Origin of the sequence: Candidatus Pelagibacter sp. HIMB1782 (assembly GCF_052047475.1) — a bacterium.
In the GTDB taxonomy this organism is placed as follows: domain Bacteria; phylum Pseudomonadota; class Alphaproteobacteria; order Pelagibacterales; family Pelagibacteraceae; genus Pelagibacter.
In genome coordinates, this window is the sequence record NZ_JBNAKE010000001.1 from 731,697 (window position 1) to 751,384 (window position 19,688).

12 protein-coding genes and 1 tRNA gene are annotated in these 19,688 nt (G+C 31.0%); 9 read left to right on the forward strand and 4 right to left on the reverse strand.

Annotation, left to right across the window (positions count from 1 at the left end; all coding sequences use genetic code 11):
* Window positions 1-61: 61 nt before the first annotated feature.
* Complete coding sequence (locus tag ACTTAO_RS03865; protein WP_440690960.1) at window positions 62-2,383, forward strand: TRAP transporter permease; 2,322 nt, start codon at window positions 62-64, stop codon at window positions 2,381-2,383.
* A 1-nt stretch (window position 2,384) separates the two neighbouring features.
* Here the strand turns inward: ACTTAO_RS03865 and ACTTAO_RS03870 are convergent, their stop codons facing one another.
* Together ACTTAO_RS03870 and ACTTAO_RS03875 are read right to left on the reverse strand one after the other, a co-directional pair.
* Window positions 2,385-2,810 (reverse strand): PaaI family thioesterase, encoded by a 426-nt coding sequence (locus tag ACTTAO_RS03870; protein WP_440619311.1) that lies wholly within the window; start codon window positions 2,808-2,810, stop codon window positions 2,385-2,387.
* A 117-nt stretch (window positions 2,811-2,927) separates the two neighbouring features.
* A tRNA-Arg gene (locus ACTTAO_RS03875) sits at window positions 2,928-3,004 on the reverse strand.
* 147 nt (window positions 3,005-3,151) lie between these two features.
* On the opposite strand from ACTTAO_RS03875, the gene aceE reads away from it, so the two are divergent.
* Genes aceE through ACTTAO_RS03890 form a run of 3 tightly spaced genes read left to right on the forward strand, consistent with a single transcriptional unit; the run spans window position 3,152 to window position 8,361 of the window.
* Entirely contained in the window at window positions 3,152-6,193 is a 3,042-nt protein-coding gene (gene aceE, locus ACTTAO_RS03880) for a pyruvate dehydrogenase (acetyl-transferring), homodimeric type (protein ID WP_440690961.1), read from the forward strand.
* Window positions 6,193-7,455 carry a 2-oxo acid dehydrogenase subunit E2 gene (locus tag ACTTAO_RS03885; protein ID WP_440690962.1) on the forward strand — a complete coding sequence of 421 codons (1,263 nt, stop codon included), beginning with the start codon at window positions 6,193-6,195 and terminating at the stop codon, window positions 7,453-7,455. Before aceE ends, ACTTAO_RS03885 begins: the two co-directional genes overlap by 1 nt.
* A gap of 6 nt (window positions 7,456-7,461) precedes the next feature.
* Complete coding sequence (locus tag ACTTAO_RS03890) at window positions 7,462-8,361, forward strand: DMT family transporter (RefSeq protein ID WP_440690963.1); 900 nt, start codon at window positions 7,462-7,464, stop codon at window positions 8,359-8,361.
* Here the strand turns inward: ACTTAO_RS03890 and ACTTAO_RS03895 are convergent.
* On the reverse strand, window positions 8,350-9,114 hold the full coding sequence (locus ACTTAO_RS03895) for an undecaprenyl-diphosphate phosphatase (RefSeq protein ID WP_440690964.1): 765 nt from the start codon (window positions 9,112-9,114) through the stop codon (window positions 8,350-8,352). The genes ACTTAO_RS03890 and ACTTAO_RS03895 overlap by 12 nt on opposite strands.
* A gap of 182 nt (window positions 9,115-9,296) precedes the next feature.
* Between ACTTAO_RS03895 and ACTTAO_RS03900 the strand changes: the two genes are divergently transcribed.
* Window positions 9,297-10,736, forward strand: coding sequence for an NAD(P)-dependent oxidoreductase (locus ACTTAO_RS03900; protein WP_440690965.1), 1,440 nt, complete (start codon window positions 9,297-9,299; stop codon window positions 10,734-10,736).
* Window positions 10,736-15,241, forward strand: a complete 4,506-nt coding sequence (gltB, locus tag ACTTAO_RS03905; RefSeq protein WP_440690966.1) for a glutamate synthase large subunit — start codon at window positions 10,736-10,738, stop codon at window positions 15,239-15,241. Before ACTTAO_RS03900 ends, gltB begins: the two co-directional genes overlap by 1 nt.
* Here the strand turns inward: gltB and ACTTAO_RS03910 are convergent.
* Entirely contained in the window at window positions 15,234-15,980 is a 747-nt protein-coding gene (locus ACTTAO_RS03910) for an alpha/beta hydrolase (RefSeq protein WP_440690967.1), read from the reverse strand. The two genes, gltB and ACTTAO_RS03910, sit on opposite strands and share 8 nt — an antisense overlap.
* 42 nt (window positions 15,981-16,022) lie before the next feature.
* Between ACTTAO_RS03910 and ACTTAO_RS03915 the strand changes: the two genes are divergently transcribed.
* The 3 genes from ACTTAO_RS03915 to infC are packed head-to-tail and all read left to right on the forward strand — an operon-like array spanning window position 16,023 to window position 19,640.
* A complete protein-coding gene (locus ACTTAO_RS03915; RefSeq protein WP_440690968.1) occupies window positions 16,023-17,177 on the forward strand; it encodes a glycosyltransferase family 4 protein in 1,155 nt (384 codons plus the stop codon).
* Entirely contained in the window at window positions 17,178-19,094 is a 1,917-nt protein-coding gene (gene thrS / locus ACTTAO_RS03920) for a threonine--tRNA ligase (protein ID WP_440690969.1), read from the forward strand.
* Window positions 19,095-19,640, forward strand: coding sequence for a translation initiation factor IF-3 (infC, locus tag ACTTAO_RS03925; protein WP_075505925.1), 546 nt, complete (start codon window positions 19,095-19,097; stop codon window positions 19,638-19,640). It abuts the gene before it with no gap.
* Window positions 19,641-19,688: the final 48 nt, after the last annotated feature.

Here is a 19,688-nt window from a genome sequence, read left to right on the forward strand (position 1 = left end):
TACTTTTTAAAAGGCCTGGTAATTTTTACCGGGCCTTTTTTTTATGGTATGAATATTTCTTATGAGCGATTCAATTAGCGCCAATATAAAAAATAAAATAAGCGAGGATTTATCACCAACTAGAAACATTACTGGATTTCATTTAAAGGTAGTTTCAGCCATAGCTATCATTTGGTCCTTATTTCAACTTTGGTACGCATCACCATTTCCATTTATGTTGAATATTGGAATGTTCAAAGGTTTGCCTGCGAGAGCAATACATTTAGGATTTGCATTAACTTTAGCATTTTTAATCTACCCAGTAGCAAAAGGAAAAAAAATTTCATTTTTTGATATTATTATAAGTTTTGTGGGTGCTTTTTCTTGTCTCTATATTTATTTTTTTTACGATCAATTAGTAGAAAGGGGTGGTGTCCTTTTAAGTTTGAAAATTACTGATAAATTTAATTTTCCAGTAGAATTAATTTTAGGAGGATGTGGTATTTTAATTCTTTTAGAAGCCACAAGAAGAGCAATTGGATTACCTTTGGTAATTATTGCAACTTGTTTTTTATTATTTTCATATTTTGGTAGGTATGCACCAGAGATAATTTCTCATGGAGGCTTGTCTTTAAATAGATTAGTAGGATTTCAATGGTTGGATCAAGAGGCAATATTTGGAATCCCTATTGGTGTTTCTGTAGATTTTATTTTTCTGTTCGTTTTATTTGGTGCCTTACTTGAAACGGCAGGTGGTGGTAAATATTTTTTAGATTTAGCCTTTGCGATGGTTGGTAAAATGAGAGGTGGACCAGCCAAAGCCGCAATTCTAGGTTCAGGAATGACTGGCTTAATCTCAGGATCATCAATTGCTAATACCGTAACTACTGGGACATTTACTATTCCAATAATGAAAAAAACAGGTTTCTCTAAAGAAAAGGCAGGTGCAATTGAGGTTTCATCATCTGTAAACGGACAAATAATGCCGCCAGTGATGGGTGCCGCAGCATTTGTAATGGCAAGTTTTATTGGAGTTACTTATTTTGAAATAGTTAAACATGCTTTTTTACCTGCAATTATTTCTTATATTGCTCTATTTTATATATCTCACCTAGAAGCTTTAAAATTAAATCTTAAAGGGATGGAGGATGCTGACGTTCCTAATTTGAAAAAAACATTTTTATCTGGAATTCACTTTTTAATTCCTATTTTTGTTTTAATTTATACTCTTGTTTATTTAAGGTTTACTGCCTCGTATTCAATTTTTTATGCAACAATTACTTTAATTTTAGTCAATCTGATCAACTTAATAATTAAAAATAATTATTCTAAAGACTCTTTTAAAGAATGGTTTAATCAAACAATCGTTGGTTTTGAAAAAGGAGCATTAAATATGGTTGCAGTTGGTATTGCAATTGCTACAGCTGGTATCATAGTAGGTGCAGTTGGCTCAACAGGCTTAAGTACAAACTTAATTATTGTCATAGAATCAATTGCTAAAGATAATGTCACAATACTATTATTTTTAACTATAATTTTGTGTTTATTATTAGGAATGGGTTTACCAACCACTGCAAATTATGTTGTAGTTGCATCTTTGATGGCAACTGTTTTAGTTGATGTTGGTAATGCATCTGGATTTATTTTTCCATTGATTGCAGTCCATTTATTTGTTTTTTATTTTGGATTGATGGCAGATGTAACGCCGCCAGTAGGTTTAGCTTCTTATGCAGCTGCGGGAATATCTGGAGGAGATCCATTAAGAACTGGAGTTCAAGCCTTCTGGTATAGTTTAAGAACAGGAATATTACCAATAGTCTTTTTGTTTAATCATGAACTTTTACTGATTGATATTGAGAATATCTGGCATGGGCTTATTGTTATTATAACTTCACTAATTGGAATTTTAGTTTTTACATCAGCAACTCAAGGTTGGTTTATAAATAAGCTTAAATGGTATGAGATTATTATTTTTTTAATTATTTCTATTTCTTTGTTGTCTCCAGATTTTGTTTTAAATAAATTTTATCCAAAATATAATTATGAAGAAATTAGTAAAATAAATTCATTAAAATTAGATTCAGAAAAAGAAATTCAAATTAAAATAACAAGACCTAGTTTATATGGAGAAAGATATAAACTTTTTGTAATATCAAAAAATACATTTGAGGATCATTTTACTCTAGAGGATTATGGGATTACTTTATTAGAGCAGGATGAAAAAATAATAGTTGATAATTTAAAATGGAATGGAGAAGCAAAAAAAAATGGTTTTGAAATGGGAGACTATATCAGTGAATTCAAAATTGAAAATTCTGACAGACCGTCGAAAAATATAGTTTATCCAATTGCTTTAATTTTATTAGTTATTTGTGGATATTTTAATATCAGAAGAAAGGAATGAATTAACCACCTGGACCTAAGTTTGAAGGTTTAACTTTTAAAATTTTCCAAACTCCAGTTGCTGATGTTATAATTTTATTGTTACATTTTAGCTCACAAAATAAAAATATTAATGTATTTGTTTTTTTTAATATTTTTGTGTGCCCAATAATTTCATCACCAACTTTTGAGGCACCAATAAATTTAATATCTAACGAAATAGTTACACATGGAGCATTACCAGCAGATCTGTGAGCTGCGGTTCCAGCACCAGCATCTATTAATGCTGATAGATAGCCTCCATGAGTTATTCCTGCAGCATTTAAGTGATTTTCATTTATAGTAGATTTAAATTCATATTCAGTTTCAGAAATGTTTCTAAACAAAACACCTCCATTATGTTTCATGAACCCTGGGGTTAAACTTATTTGTTCAAATTCATTACTCATAAAATTTACAATACAATTGTTAATAGCAATAATAACAATGCGATAATTATAAAAAAGTAAATTACTGATTTTTGTAAAGATGCTTTTAAAAGCCAATCAATCATTTTTATCCTTTTTTGGTGGACCGCCCAGAACTCGAATCTGGAATCTCCCGGTTCGTAGCCGAGCGCCTTATCCAATTTGGCCAGCGGTCCAAAATTAATTTTATTAAAGATACTGTATTTTGAGGTTTTATTAACAAATTTTGTTCAATTAAAACACAGCTTTGCATAAAAAGATTAATTAATGTGATAAAATAACATAAAAATATATTTTATTTGAGTGTATAAGCCTTTTAAATAATGAGCGAAAAACTACTTGTTCCTGACATCGGTGATTTTGAGAATGTTGAAGTGATAGAATTACTTGTAAAGCCAGGAGATACAATCAAGGAAAATGATCCAGTAGTTACAATTGAAAGTGATAAATCTAGTGTTGAAATCCCATCAACTATTTCAGGAAAAATTGATACCGTTAATGTCAAAGTAGGTGATAAAGTTTCAAAAGGTGATTTACTTTTAAGTTTAAGCAATTCAACCAAAAGTCTTCCAGAGAGCAATCTTCCTAAAGATACAGAAAATATTATTAAACAAGCTGAGGAAGCAATGGCTGTAAATAAAGAGGAGCCGATGAATGTTCCAGAGCCAGCTAAAGAAAAAAAACAATCTATAATTCAAGTTACAAATGGATTAGATACAGATCCTTTAGAAACTCAAGATTGGCTAGAGTCTTTATCTGCAGTAATTTCAAAAGATGGAAATCAAAGAGCTCATTTTTTAATTAAGGAATTAATTAACAAAGCCTATCGTGAAGGAGCAAATATTCCTTACACCCAAAATACTCCGTATATAAATACCATTCCTCCTGAGGCTGAAATAAAATCAAATGGAGATCAAAATATTGAGAGAAGAATAAGATCTCTGATCAGATGGAATGCAGCTGCAATGGTAGTAAGAGCTAACAAAAAATTTCCAGAATTAGGTGGACACATAGGAACCTTTGCATCTGCTGCAACTTTATATGATGTTGGAATGAATCATTTTTGGAGAGCAAAAAACAATAAATTTGGAGGTGATCTAGTATATTTCCAAGGACACAGTGCACCTGGAATGTATGCTAGAGCATTTTTAGAGGGTAGATTAACTGAGAAACAATTAGATAGTTTTAGACAGGAAGTAAAACCTGGAGGATTATCTTCATACCCTCACCCTTGGCTAATGCCAAATTTTTGGCAATTTCCGACTGTTTCAATGGGGTTAGGACCAATGCTTGCAATTTATCAAGCAAGATACATGAAATATTTAATCAATAGAGGATTGATTAAAGATGAAGGACGAAAGGTCTGGGCTTTTTTAGGAGATGGTGAAATGGATGAACCAGAATCCATGGGTGCAATTGGATTAGCAGCTAGAGAAAAACTAGATAATTTAATTTTTGTAATTAATTGCAATCTCCAAAGACTTGATGGACCTGTAAGAGGAAATGGAAAAATTATACAAGAACTTGAAGGTAGCTTCAGAGGTGCTGGATGGAATGTAATAAAAGTTATTTGGGGTTCATATTGGGACTCATTATTAGCTAATGACAAATCTGGTCAATTAGTAAAAATTATGAATGAAACTGTAGATGGTGAATACCAAGCCATGAAAGCAAGAGATGGTGCATATGTACGAGAAAAGTTTTTTGGAAAAAATCCAGATACTTTGGAGATGGTTTCATCTATGTCAGATAAAGATATTTGGAGATTAAATCGAGGAGGACACGACCCCCATAAGGTATACGCAGCTTATGATAAAGCAATTAAAAACCAAGGAAGTCCAACAGTTATTATTGCAAAAACAATCAAGGGATATGGAATGGGAAAAACAGGTGAAAGTGTAAACACTACTCACCAAACTAAAAAATTAGATGTGGATGATCTTATGTATTATAGAGATCGTTTTGACGTTCCTCTAACTGATGAACAAGTTAGAAACATAGAATACTTTAAGCCTGATGAAAAATCTCCAGAGATTAGATACATAAAAGAAAGAAGGCTTAAACTGGGAGGTTATTTGCCAGAGAGATCAACCTTTGCAAAACCTATTAAAGCACCATCAAAAGATATTTTTGATTTTATGAAAGTTTCAACTGGTGAAAAAGAAATGTCTACCACAATGGCGCTGGTCAGAATGTTAACTAATTTGTTAAGAGATAAAAATATTTCACCTAGATTAGTTCCAATTATCCCAGATGAAGCAAGAACATTTGGTATGGAAGGTTTTTTTCAAAAAATTGGAATATACGCTCATGAAGGACAGAAATATGAGCCCGAAGATGCTGCACAACTAAGTTCTTATAGAGAAGATAAAAGTGGACAGGTACTTGAAGAAGGAATTAATGAGGCAGGAGCGATGTCTTCTTGGATAGCAGCTGCAACTGCTTACACAAATCATGATATTGAAATGATACCGATATATATTTTTTATTCTATGTTTGGATTTCAAAGAATTGGAGATTTAGCTTGGGCTGCTGGTGATAGCCAAGCTAGGGGTTTTTTAGTTGGTGCAACAGCCGGAAGAACAACACTAGCAGGTGAAGGATTACAACATCAAGACGGACATAGTCATTTGATTGCATCAACAATTCCTAATTGTGTAACTTATGATCCTACATTTCACTATGAATTGGCAACTATTTTTAGAGAGGGTCTAAGAAGAATGCATGAGAAGAAAGAAAATGTTTTTTATTATATTACAACAATGAACGAAAATTATTCACATCCTGAAATGCCTAAGGATAAAAATTGTGAAGAGGGAATTCTTAAAGGGATGTATAAGATAAAGGAATTTAACAAATATAAAAAAACGAAACTTCAACTTTTAGGCTCAGGAACGATATTAAGAGAGATGATGTCAGCAGCTGAAATTTTACAAAACGACTATCAAATTGATAGTGAAATATGGAGTGTTACAAGTTTTAATGAGTTAAGAAAAGATGGCATGGAAGTTGAAAGATATAACCTTCTAAATCCCGACAAAACTCCTAAAAAATCATATGTAGAGCAATGTCTTGGAAGTACTGAAGGACCAATTATGGCAGCATCTGATTATATGAGAATGAACTCTGATCAAATAAGACCTTACACAAACAATAAGAGCTTTTATTCTCTAGGTGCAGATGGTTTTGGAAGAAGTGATACTAGAAAAAATTTAAGAAAATTCTTTGAGGTAGATAAAGAACATTTAGTAGCTTATGGATTAAGTATTTTAGCAAAAGAACAATTGATAGCTTCAAAATATGCAAAAGATGCTATGAAAAAATACAAAATAGATGGCGATAAACCTATGCCTACAAAATTATAATGTCAGATATTGAAATTAAGGTACCAAATATAGGAGATTTTAAAGATGTTGAGGTTATTGAGGTATTAGTAAAAAAAGGCCAATCAATTAAAAAAAATGACCCTTTAATTACAATAGAAAGTGATAAGTCTAGCGTAGAAATACCATCTAGTTTTGAAGGTAAAATTTCTAACTTAAATATAAAAGTTGGAGATAAAGTATCTGAAGGAGATTTAATTTTAACTTTAGAAAAGTCATCACAGATAAATCAAAAAGTTGAACAAAAGCCAATAATAGAAAAAGAGTTCAAAAAAATTGAAGTAATAGAACCTGAAGTTCAACAAGAAACTAAAGTTTTAAATAATGTATCTAACATTTCATCAGCAAGCCCAAAAGCTAGAAAATTTGCTAGAGAACTCGGTGTAGATATAAATAAAGTTTTAGGAAGCGAGAGAGATGGAAGAGTAGTTGAAGATGATATAAAAAAATTTGTAGCGTTAAGATCAAACAATAAAGTTGAAGTTGTTGAGGAAAAAAAATCAAACAAAATTAAAAATGAATTTGAGCATTCAGATTTTGGTGAAATAGAGATCACAGATATACCAAGAGTAAAAAAATTATCATCAAAGTATTTAACAAATTCATGGACCACTATACCTCATGTTACAAATCATGATGAGGCTGATATTACAGAAATGGAAAGCTTCAGAAATTCTTTGACTGATATTTATACAGGAGAAAAAATTAAAATTACTCCTTTAGCATTTATTGTAAAAGCCTTAGTTGCTTCGCTACAAAAGTTTCCAAGTTTTAATTCCTCAATTGATGAAATTGAAACCGGCAAAATGACAATGAAAAAATATTACCATGTAGGTATAGCTGTTGACACTCCAAATGGACTAATGGTTCCAAAAATTAGAAACGCTAATAATAAAAAAATTTCTCATATTAGTAGAGAGTTGAGAGAGGTAAGCGAGCTTTGTAGAAATTTAAAAATAGACAAAAAAGAATTGTTTGGTGGTTCGATGACCATTACTAGTTTGGGTGGAATAGGTGGATCATTTTTTACACCAATAATAAATTATCCTGAAGTAGCAATTTTAGGAGTAGGAAGATCAGAGAAAAAACAAATTTATATAAATGGAAAGTTTCAAACTAGAACAATGTTACCGATTTCTTTGTCTTATGATCATAGAATTATTGATGGTGCTGAGGCAGCAAGATTTAACAATGATCTTAAAGAAAACTTAGGCAAAAATTTTGCTTATAAGCTAGCTGTATAATTAAAAATGTCTAAGCCCATTTCCCTATTAAGTGCTTTGTTATGCACTTTTATATGGGGCACAACTTTTATTGCTCAAGATACTGGCATGGACAATATTGGTCCTTTTACATTTAATGCTGTTAGATTTTTTGTTGGTTTTTTAGCTATTACCCCACTAGTAATTTTATTTGAATTAAAAAATTTTAAACCAGAATTAAAAACAGATAAAAAAACGTTTGTAATTTATGTGTCTTTAATAGGATTGTCCTTATTTTTAGGTTCTGCATTACAACAGGTTGCTTTGCTCTATACAGATGTTGCGAATGCAGCCTTTTTTACGATCTTTTATGTACCAATGGTGCCTATCATAATTTATTTGTTTGGAAAAAAATCAATTCATTGGAGTGTGTGGCCTTCAGTAATTTTGTGTTTAATTGGAGGATATTTATTAACAAATTTTTACGATGCAACTGTTAGGCTGGGAGATGCTTTGGTTGTACTAGGAGCTTTATTTTGGAGTACACATATTATATTTACTGGAATTATTATTTCTAAATACAATCTTCCGCTTACAATTGGAGCAATTCAAACTTTAATCGTAGCTATTTTATCTTTTTTAATTGGAATTCTTTACGAAGAATTTGTTTGGAACAACATTCTAATGGAAATATATTCCATATTATATGCTGGAATATTATCTGGAGGATTTGCATTTGTATTACAGATTTATGCACAAAAAAACATTACACCTGCACCAGCAGCAATTATTTTCTCCCTTGAGGGTGTATTTGCAACTGTAGCGGCATGGTTTATTTTAAATCAAGTATTAGATATAAATAATATACTTGGATGTTTTTTTATTTTGTGTGGAGTTTTATTATCACAATTACTCCCACTTATAAAAAAAAAAAATTTAATAAATTAAACTAAACAATACTAAAGCAATTATTATTCTATAAATTACAAATGCATTCATAGAAAACTTATTTATAAAAATTAAAAAATATTTAACTGTTAAAAAAGAAAGAATAAAAGAAGATATAATTGCAATTATTACCAAATAATTAAATTCTGTTGGTTGATTAAAAATATCTTTTAAACTAAGTACACTTGCACCAGCTAATGCTGGGATAGATAGTAAAAAAGATATTTTACTCGAATCTACTCTATTAAATTTTAAAATCCTCGCAGCTGTTATTGTAATACCTGCTCTGCTTACTCCAGGTATCAATGATAAAATTTGCATTATTCCTACAAATAGAATTGATTGAATATTTAAATTTGTAGAAATTTTTTTATCAAAACGACTCTTGTCAGAGATATATAAAACAACTGCAAATATTAAAGTTGTCCATGCAATAGTTTCAATGTTTCGTAAACTATAAATTAGCCCTGTGGTATACAAAAAATATCCAAAGATTATTAATGGAATAGATCCAATAACAATTAAACTTATTAGTCTTTTATTTTTATTTATGTTTAATAACTCTTCTTTAAAGTAATAAACTATTGCAAAAAGAGATCCAAGATGAAGGCTTATATCAATTAGTAATGAGCTAGATTTAAATTCATATAAACTTGAAACTAAAATTAAATGCGCAGAAGAACTTATTGGAAGAAATTCTGAAACTCCTTGAATTGCTGAAAGGATTAAAACTTCTATAATATTCTGAAACATAATTTCTTCGTAGCTTATAAAGCTTATATTTCAAACAATACGATTTGATCATAGTAGCTATGCATTTATTAGAAACCTGTTTATTTATAACAAAAATGAGAGTTTAAAGGTCAATAAATATGACCTATTTAATGCTTTATTAAACAAAATCATTATATAATTTGCCTAAAATTATATTTTATATGACTGACAAGATGTTAAAATTTGTAAAAATAGGTCAACAAACTCCACCTAAAAGAGAGGTTGATCAAAGAAAAAAGGATTTTAACGAGATATATGACGAATATATCAATGAAAAAGCTAAAGAGCAATCAAGCAGATGTTCTCAATGTGGAGTTCCTTTCTGTCAGGTTCATTGTCCTTTAAGTAACAATATTCCTGATTGGCTAAAGTTAACTGCTGAAGGAAGATTAAAAGAAGCATACGAGCTTTCCCAAAGCACTAACAATATGCCTGAGGTTTGTGGAAGAATTTGTCCGCAGGATAGATTATGCGAGGGAAATTGTGTAATTGAGCAGTCTGGTCATGGAACAGTTACAATTGGTTCTGTTGAAAAATATATAACAGATAACGCCTGGGAACAAGGTTGGGTTAAACCAATTGAAGTTACAAATGAAAAAAATCAAAGTGTTGGAATTATAGGAGCTGGTCCTGCCGGATTAGCGGCGGCAGAACAGTTAAGAAAAAATGGGTATAAAATTACAGTTTACGATCGTTATGATAGAGCTGGAGGATTGTTAATATATGGAATTCCAAATTTTAAATTAGAAAAAGAAATAGTTCAAAGACGAACAAAGCTTTTAAAAGATGGTGGAATAGAATTCATACAAAATTTTGAAGTTGGAAAGGATGCAAGCTTAGAGCAATTAAGAAAAAAACATGATGCAGTATTAATTGCAACAGGAGTTTACAAAGCAAGAGAAGTTAATTTACCAGGTAATGATTTAGATAACATTTTTCCAGCAATGGATTTTCTTACAGCATCAAATAAGAAAGGATTGGGCGATGATGTTGAATTATTTGACAAGGGAATTCTAAATGCTGAGGGAAAAGATGTTGTTGTAATTGGTGGAGGTGATACAGCAATGGATTGTGTGAGAACTTCAATAAGACAAAAAGCAAAATCAGTGAAATGTTTATATAGAAGAGATAAAGAAAATATGCCTGGTTCAGCAAGAGAAGTTGCAAATGCTGAAGAAGAGGGTGTTAAATTTGTATGGCTATCTAGTCCTAAAGAATTTAAAGGGACTAATAAAGTAGAAAATTTAATTGTAGATCAAATAAAGTTAGGTGAACCAGATGAAACTGGCAGAAGAAAACCTGAAGTACAAGAAGGATCAAGTTATGAAATAAAAGCAGATATGGTTATTAAAGCTCTTGGATTTGATCCAGAGGATTTACCTAATTTATTTGATAGCAATGAACTTCAAGTTACAAAATGGGGAACAATAAAAACAGATTTTGATACTATGGAAACTAATCTAAGTGGTGTTTTTGCGGCTGGAGATATCGTTAGAGGAGCTTCATTAGTTGTTTGGGCAATTAAAGATGGGAGAGACGCAGCAGTTTCCATAAAAAATTATTTAGAAACAAAATCCAAAAATGAGAAAAAAGTTGCTTAATGAAAACTTATAAAAAAAATTTTGATCTACTTAAGAAAAACAATGTCTATTCTGAAGATATGGAGCATGATGCTTGTGGAGTAGGTTTAATAGCTTCAACAGAGGGAAAAAAATCCAGGAATGTTGTTGAGTATGGAATTGAAGCTTTAAAAGCTGTTTGGCATAGGGGTGCGGTAGATGCCGATGGAAAAACAGGAGATGGAGCTGGAATTCACGTAGAAATTCCAAAAGATTTTTTTATTGAAAAAATTGAGGTTACTGGACACACACACGATAATTCTGAAATCTGCGTAGGAATGATTTTTCTTCCACGTAATGACTATGCTGCACAAGAGAGCTGTAAAACAATTGTTGAAAGCGAACTAACGAAAAATGATTTTAATATTTATGGCTGGAGACAAGTTCCTGTTAATCCAAAGGTTTTAGGTGAAAAAGCTTTTCAAACTATGCCTGAAATTATTCAGGTACTTTTCAAACCTCATAATAAAGAGCTTACAAATAAAGATTTGGAGAGAAAAATTTATGAGACAAGAAGAAAAATCGAAAACGAAGCTTTCAAAAAATCATTAAATAATTTTTATATTTGTTCATTAAGTTCAAAGTCAATTATTTACAAAGGAATGTTTTTAGCTGAAGCAATTTCAGAATTTTATTTAGATTTAAATGATGAAAGATTTGTATCAAGATACGCAATATTTCATCAGCGGTTTTCAACCAATACGGCTCCAAGCTGGAATCTTGCTCAACCATTCAGAGCAATTGCACATAATGGAGAAATTAACACTTATAGAGGAAATAAAAATTGGATGAAAGTTCATGAGCAAGAAATGAATAGTCCATTATTTGATGATATAGAAAATCTTAAGCCAGTTATTCAACAAGGAGCCTCAGATTCTGCAGCTTTAGATAATGTTTTCGAATTATTAAACATTTCAGGTCAACCTGCACCATTAGCTAAACTAATGTTAGTTCCAGATGCATGGTCTAAGAAGAATAAGACTTTGCCAAAAGATCATCAGCAGTTATTTAATTTTTTAAATAGCACAATGGAACCTTGGGATGGGCCTGCCGCTATAGCCGGAACTGACAATGAGTGGGTTATTGCAGCAAATGATAGAAACGGATTAAGACCTTTAAGATATGCAATCACAAAGGATAAGTTATTGTTTGCAGGCTCAGAAACTGGGATGATCGAACTAAATGAAAAAAGAATTTTATCAAAAGGAAGATTAGGTCCTGGAGAAATTATAGGAGTAAGAATCGAAAAAGGTAAAGTATTTACTAATAAACAAATTAAGGATTACTTAGCAAAAGAGTATAAACATTTTAATTCACAAATTATTGATTTAGATGACAAACTAAATATTGAAGATGAAAAAAATTCTTTTTCAGGGGATGATTTAAGAAGAAGACAGTATACTTTTGGAATTAGTTTAGAGGATCTTGAATTAATTTTACACCCTATGGCTGAGGATGCAAAAGAGGCTACAGGATCTATGGGCGACGACACCCCTTTAGCTGTGTTATCAGATAAATATAGACCTCTGTACCATTTTTTTAGACAAAATTTTAGCCAAGTTACAAATCCACCAATAGACTCTTTAAGAGAAAACAAAGTGATGAGTTTAAAAACAAGATTTGGAAATCTAGGCAATATTCTAGATTTTGATAATTTAACAAAACAGAATATTTATGTTCTTAATAGCCCAATTTTATCTAATTCTCAGTTTGAAAAATTCATCAATTTTTTTGGAAATAATTCAGCAATAATTGATTGTACTTTTGAAGAAAGTAACAGTTTGTATGAAGCTATTAAAAAAATTCAAAAAGATGCAGAAATTGCTGTTAGACAGGGTGTTACACAACTAATTCTTAGCGATAAAGATTTATCAATTTCAAAACTTCCAATTCCAATGCTGCTTGCAGTTGGTGCAATCAACTCTTTTTTAATTGAGAAAAAATTAAGAGGCTATGTGTCAATCAATGTCCAATCTGGAGAAGCATTAGATACACACTCTTTTGCAACTTTAATTGGTGTTGGAGCAACAACAGTAAATCCTTATTTGGCGTTCGACAGTTTATATCAAAGATTTGAAAAAAAATTATTTGGAAAGTTTAGCTTTGAAGAATGTGTTGAAAGATACATTAAATCTGTCAATGCAGGTTTATTAAAAATTATGTCTAAGATGGGTATCTCTGTTTTAAGTTCTTACAGAGGTGGATGCAACTTTGAGACTGTTGGATTAAGCAGAACTATTGTTTCAGATTATTTTCCAGGAGTTGTGTCTAAAATTTCTGGTATTGGACTTACTGGAATCGAAAAAAAAATAAGAGCAATTCATAAAGAAGCATTTGAAAGTACTGATACAATTCTTCCTATTGGAGGTATTTATAGATATAGAAAAAATGGAGAAACACACCAATATCAAGGGAAACTTATACATTTACTTCAAAGTGCAGTTGGTTCTAATTCTTATGACGCTTATAAAAGATATGCAGAAGGTATTTATAATTTACCACCAATAAATTTAAGGGACTTAATTGATTTTAGAGAAAAAAAATTAAAGGGATCAATAGATATTTCAGAAGTAGAACCAATAGAAAATATTTTAAAAAGATTTGGAAGTGGAAGCATGTCTCATGGCGCTTTATCTAAAGAGGCACATGAAACTTTGGCTACAGGCATGAATAGAATTAAAGGTGCTTCTTGTAGTGGTGAAGGCGGTGAAGATGAAAAAAGATTTAAAGTGTTAGATAATGGAGATAGTGCAAACTCAAGAGTAAAACAAATAGCTTCAGCAAGATTTGGTGTAACAGTTAATTATTTAAACAATTGCAATGAGATTGAAATAAAAATTGCACAAGGTGCAAAGCCAGGAGAAGGTGGACAGCTCCCAGGTTTCAAAGTTACTGATGAAATAGCAAGGTTAAGACACTCAACGCCTGGAGTAACACTAATTTCTCCTCCACCACACCACGATATTTATTCAATTGAAGATCTTGCGCAGCTTATTTATGATTTAAAACAGATTAATCCAAAAGCGAGAATTGGAGTAAAACTAGTTGCTTCCTCAGGAGTTGGGACTATTGCTGCAGGAGTTGCCAAAGCAAAAGCAGACATAATATTAATTTCAGGACATAACGGTGGTACTGGAGCTACCCCGCAAACAAGTGTAAAATATGTAGGTATTCCATGGGAGATGGGATTAACAGAGGCTAATCAGGTTTTAACATTAAATAATCTTAGACACACAGTTACACTTAGAACTGATGGGGGGATTAAAACAGGTAGAGATGTCGTTATAGCAGCCATGATGGGAGCAGAAGAGTATGGAGTTGCAACAACGGCTCTAGTTGCAATGGGATGCATAATGGTAAGACAATGTCATTCGAATACATGCCCCGTTGGTGTCTGTACTCAAGATGAAAAATTAAGAGAAAAATTTACTGGAACACCAGATAAGGTTGTTAATCTATTTACGTTTATAGCAACTGAGGTTAGAGAAATTTTAGCTAAATTAGGTTTTAAATCATTAAACGATATTATTGGTAGAACTGACTTACTTAGACAAGTTAGTAAGGGTTCAGATAATTTAGATGATTTAGATTTAAATCCTTTGTTTGTTCAAGCAGATACTGGGAACAATACTAGATACTGTGAAAACCAAGAAATTAATTCAGTGCCAGATACTCTAGACCAAGAAATATGGCCAGAGATTGAAAAGGCTTTAGATAATTCTGAAAAAATTGAAAAAGAATATTTAATTAAAAATACTCATAGAGCAGTTGGGACAAGAATTTCTCATCATTTATATAAAAAATATGGCTATGAAAAACTTGATGATAATTTTTTAATATTAAACTTTAAAGGATCAGCTGGCCAATCTTTTGGAGCCTTTTCATCCAAAGGTTTGAAGTTGGTATTAAAAGGTGATGCAAATGATTATGTTGGCAAAGGTCTTTCAGGAGCTACAATTTCCATAAGACTACCAGAGGAAAGTAACTTAGTTTCAAATGAAAATACTATCTTGGGAAATACAGTTCTATACGGAGCAACATCTGGAAAACTTTTTGCAGCCGGTCAGGCTGGTGAAAGATTCTCTGTAAGAAATTCAGGTGCAGTTACAGTTATTGAGGGATGTGACTCGAATGGTTGTGAGTATATGACTGGTGGAACTGTAGTAATTCTTGGAGATGTTGGAGATAACTTTGCTGCTGGTATGACAGGTGGTATGGCATTTATCTATGACAAATCACAAGAATTTGAAAAAAAAGTAAACCCAGAGTCAGTAGTTTGGCAGAATGTTGAAACAGATTATTGGAAAGAAAGTTTAAAAAATTTAATCAAAGAACACCATGAAGAGACAGGATCTTTGTTATCTAAAGAAATAATTGAAAATTATGATAATGAAATTAATAATTTCATTCAGGTTTGTCCTAAAGAAATGTTGGATAAACTTAAAAACCCTATCAGTTTAAAAAAAGTTATAAAAGAAGTTAGTTAATTAATAATTTTAATTCTTTTAAGATTATATTAAGCCATTTCTTATTTGATAAGCTATGGTCACCTTTTTTTACAATGATCAATTTCTTTTTTGCTTTTGGAAATATTTTTAAAACTTTTCTAGAAAAACTTACCGGCACAGCTTCATCATATTCACCATGCACCATGGTAACATTGATTTTTGAATTTATTTTTTTATTTAAAACTCTATTTTTTCTTCCATCTTTTATAAGCTGATAAGTGATTGGATACTCATAATTTCCATGTTTTAGGTGGTATATACCATTTTGGATTGTTTCTTGCTTTATTTTTTTGGAGAATTTTTTCCACATCAAATTTTCTAAAAACTCAGGTGCCGACCCAATTCCTAAAAATCCCATAATTTGTTTTTTAAATATTTTGAATTGTCGTAAAGCAATCCAAGCGCCCATACTTGAACCAATGACATAAAAATTATTATTTTTTATATATTTATTTATTAATATAGAAGTTTCTTTAGTCCACTTTGAAATATTTCCATTTGTGAATTTACCTGTAGATTTTCCATGACCTGAATATTCTAAAGCAAGAAAACTTATTTTATTTTTTCTTGCAAATTTTAAAAAAGCTTCTGGCTTTTTTCCTTCAAGATCTGACATAAATCCATGCAAGAAAACTATGAATGGAGAATTTTTATGAATTTTACAAATATGTCTAATTTTCTTAGTCTTTGAAATTTTGTGGAATCTGAAATTTGCCATAATCGTTTATAAGAATTGTTAATTAATATATAATCATATCAAATGTCATCTAATTTAAAAGTTTTGCAAGTAATACCAAAACTTGGATATGGTGGTGCAGAGACCGGCTGTTATGATATTGCTCACTATTTGCCAGAAAACGGTTGTAAATCATTTATAGTTACTAGTGGTGGTGAGTTACTTAAATTTGTAGATAAAAATAAAGTAAAAGTTTTTAGACTTCCAGTTCAAAGTAAAAATCCAATATTAATTTTAATTAATGCAATAATTTTAACTTTTATTATTTTAATTAATAATATTTCGATCATACACGCCAGAAGTAGAGCGCCTGCATGGTCTTGTTTAATAGCCTCCAAGATAACAAGTAGGAAGTTTGTAACTACATTTCATGGAACTTATAATTTCAAAAGTAATTTGAAAAAATTATATAATTCAGTAATGGTTCGATCTGATTTAATTATTGCAGGATCAAATTTTATTTTTTCACACATCAAAGAAAATTATTCAAATTATTTAAATCAAAAAAAAAAATTATTAGTAGTATTTAGGGGAATTAATGTTGATTATTTTGATCCTACTACAAAACTTGAATCTGAAGAAAAAAAATTATTAAAACAATGGGAAATAGAAAAAGATAAAAAGATTATACTTTTGCCTGGTAGATTAACTACCTGGAAGGGACAAGAGGTGTTTATTGAAGCAATCAATCTGGCAAATATTGAATTAGGTTATGAGGCATTTTATGCTGTTATCCTTGGAAGTGATCAGGGAAGAGATTTGTATAAAAAAAAACTAATAAGACTTTCAGAACAATATAGGTTAACTAAACAGCTAAGATTTATCGATCACTGCAAAGATATGGCATTAGCTTACAAAGTGTCTGATATAATTGTTTCAGCTTCTATTGAACCAGAAGCTTTTGGTAGAGTTTCTGTAGAGGCCCAATCTATGGAGAAACCAATTATTGCGAGTAATATTGGTGGCTCTAATGAGACTGTCATTGATGAAAAAACAGGCTATTTATTTAAAGCGGGTGATGCAAAGTCTTTAAGTCAGAAAATTTTAAAAACACTGACAATTGACGAAACTCAATTAAAATTAATTGGTGTTGAAGGAAGAAAAAATATAGTTCAAAAATTTAATGTTGAAAAAATGTGCTTTTCTACTTATTCAGAGTATAAAAGATTAATAAATTAAATGCCTATAATTACATTACCTGATGGAAATAATATTGATTTCCCAAATAAAGTTACTGGATTAGAAGTAGCAGAAAAAATTAGCAAATCATTAGCTAAACAAGCAATGGTGATAAGTGTAGATGGTGAGTTAAAAGACTTAGAACATCTAATTGAGAAAGACTGTTCAGTAAAAATTTTTACATCTAAAAATCCTGAGGGTCTAGAAACCATTAGACATGATACTGCTCACATATTAGCAATGGCAGTACAAGAATTGTTCCCAGGAACACAAGTTACAATTGGCCCTGTAATTGAAAACGGATTTTATTATGATTTTGCTAGAAAAGACCCATTTACAGAAGACGATTTAACAGAGATTGAAAACAAAATGAAAGAAATTGTTGATCGAGATGAGATTACTAAAAGGGAAGTTTGGGACAGAAATAAAGCCATAGATCATTTTAAAAAAAAAGGTGAGATCTATAAAGCTGAGTTAATTGAAGCAATACCGGAGAATGAAGATGTTTCAATTTATTTTCATGGAGATTGGCATGATCTTTGTAGAGGACCCCATCTTTCCTCAACAGGTAAAATTGGAAAATACTTCAAATTAATGAAAGTTTCAGGAGCTTATTGGAGAGGTGATTCAAACAATGAAATGCTTCAAAGAATTTATGGTACAAGTTGGGCTTCTCAAAAAGATTTAGATGAGCATCTAAAAAGAATAGAAGAAGCAGAAAAAAGAGATCATAGAAAATTAGGAAAAGAAATGGACTTGTTTCATTTTAGAGAAGAAAGTCCAGGCTCAGTTTTTTGGCATGAGAGAGGGTGGGCATTATTTCAAAAATTAATTAATTATATGAGAAGCAGACAAGATGCTGCTGGATACAAAGAGGTAAATACACCTGAAATTTTAGACCGACAATTGTGGGAAAAATCTGGTCACTGGGAAAAATATGGAGAGAATATGTACACTTCAGAAACTCCTGATGAAAAAGTGTTTGCGATAAAACCAATGAATTGTCCTGGTCACATACAAGTATTTAATCAAGGATTGAAAAGTTATAGAGATCTTCCATTACGTATCACAGAATTTGGTAAGGTTCATCGTTACGAACCATCAGGTGCCTTACATGGTTTACTTAGAGTAAGAGCTTTTACACAAGATGATGCGCATATTTTTTGTGCAGAAGATCAAATTACGAGTGAGTGTTTAAATGTAACAAATTTAATATTAGATATTTATAAAGATCTTGGTTTTGAAAACGTGATTTTAAAATATGCTGATCGACCGGAGGTTAGAGTTGGAGATGATGAGGTTTGGGATAAGGCAGAAGCTTCACTTCTTGAAGCAGTTAAAGCTTCTAAGTTAGAATATAGCATCAATAAAGGTGAAGGTGCCTTCTATGGTCCAAAAATTGAATTTGTTTTAAGAGATGCTATTGGAAGAGATTGGCAATGTGGAACCTTGCAAGTTGATTTAAATTTACCTGGAAGATTAGATGCATCATATGTTGATAAAGACGGAACAAAAAAAGTTCCTGTTATGCTTCATAGAGCGTTGTTTGGTTCTCTAGAAAGATTTATAGGAATATTGATTGAAAATTATGCTGGCAAATTTCCTTTTTGGATTTCACCTTTACAAACAATGGTAATTCCAATTTCAGAAGAATTTAATGATTACGCAATAGAAGTATCTAAAAAAATTAAAGATGCAGGCATAAGTTCTGCAGTTGATATTAAAAATAATAATTTAAACTATAAAATTAGAGATCATTCTTTGGCGAAAATACCTCTTTTATTAATTTGTGGTAAAAAAGAAGTTGACTCCAATTCAGTAACGATTAGAAGGTTAGACTCTAATAAACAAGAAAATATGGATATAGATTCATTTTTAAAAACTTTCTCTGCTTTAAATAAAGCAACATCAAACTAAGTGGCAGATTTCAAACAAAATTACTTCCAAAGAAGAACAAAGGATAGAGGTCCAAGATCTAATAACAGAATATCTTCACCAGATGTTCAAGTAATTGCAAGTGATGGTGAAAATCTTGGAGTGATCAGTACTAATGAAGCTATATCAATGGCAAAAAACCAAGGATTAGATTTAATTGAAATTGCACCTAATGCAAACCCACCTGTATGTAAAATTATGGATATGGGTAAGTATAAATATGATGCTCAAAAAAAAGCAAATCTTGCAAAAAAGAAACAAAAAATAATTTCATTAAAAGAAATTAAAATGAGACCTGTAACAGAAACTCATGATTACGAATTTAAGGTCAAAAATGCAAAAAAATTTATCTCCAAAGGAGATAAAGTTAAATTTACTATCAGATTTAAAGGGCGAGAGCTTCAACACTCTCATTTAGGCAATGAACTGATGGGTAAAATTAAAGAGGATATGAAGGATATTGGCAGAGTAGAGTTGCAACCCAAATTTGATGGGAAGCAAATGATTATGGTAATTCAACCTTTATAAGCCTTAATAGAGGTTGTAAAATTTCAACATTCTTTGTATAAGTCCGCA

What these genes read in the sequence shown, in the direction of transcription:
- ACTTAO_RS03865 (WP_440690960.1), top strand. Translation starts at nt 62, where the DNA reads ATGAGCGATTCAATTAGCGCCAATATAAAAAATAAAATAAGCGAGGAT.
- ACTTAO_RS03870 (WP_440619311.1), bottom strand. Translation starts at nt 2,810, where the DNA reads ATGAGTAATGAATTTGAACAAATAAGTTTAACCCCAGGGTTCATGAAA.
- aceE (WP_440690961.1), top strand. Translation starts at nt 3,152, where the DNA reads ATGAGCGAAAAACTACTTGTTCCTGACATCGGTGATTTTGAGAATGTT.
- ACTTAO_RS03885 (WP_440690962.1), top strand. Translation starts at nt 6,193, where the DNA reads ATGTCAGATATTGAAATTAAGGTACCAAATATAGGAGATTTTAAAGAT.
- ACTTAO_RS03890 (WP_440690963.1), top strand. Translation starts at nt 7,462, where the DNA reads ATGTCTAAGCCCATTTCCCTATTAAGTGCTTTGTTATGCACTTTTATA.
- ACTTAO_RS03895 (WP_440690964.1), bottom strand. Translation starts at nt 9,114, where the DNA reads ATGTTTCAGAATATTATAGAAGTTTTAATCCTTTCAGCAATTCAAGGA.
- ACTTAO_RS03900 (WP_440690965.1), top strand. Translation starts at nt 9,297, where the DNA reads ATGACTGACAAGATGTTAAAATTTGTAAAAATAGGTCAACAAACTCCA.
- gltB (WP_440690966.1), top strand. Translation starts at nt 10,736, where the DNA reads ATGAAAACTTATAAAAAAAATTTTGATCTACTTAAGAAAAACAATGTC.
- ACTTAO_RS03910 (WP_440690967.1), bottom strand. Translation starts at nt 15,980, where the DNA reads ATGGCAAATTTCAGATTCCACAAAATTTCAAAGACTAAGAAAATTAGA.
- ACTTAO_RS03915 (WP_440690968.1), top strand. Translation starts at nt 16,023, where the DNA reads ATGTCATCTAATTTAAAAGTTTTGCAAGTAATACCAAAACTTGGATAT.
- thrS (WP_440690969.1), top strand. Translation starts at nt 17,178, where the DNA reads ATGCCTATAATTACATTACCTGATGGAAATAATATTGATTTCCCAAAT.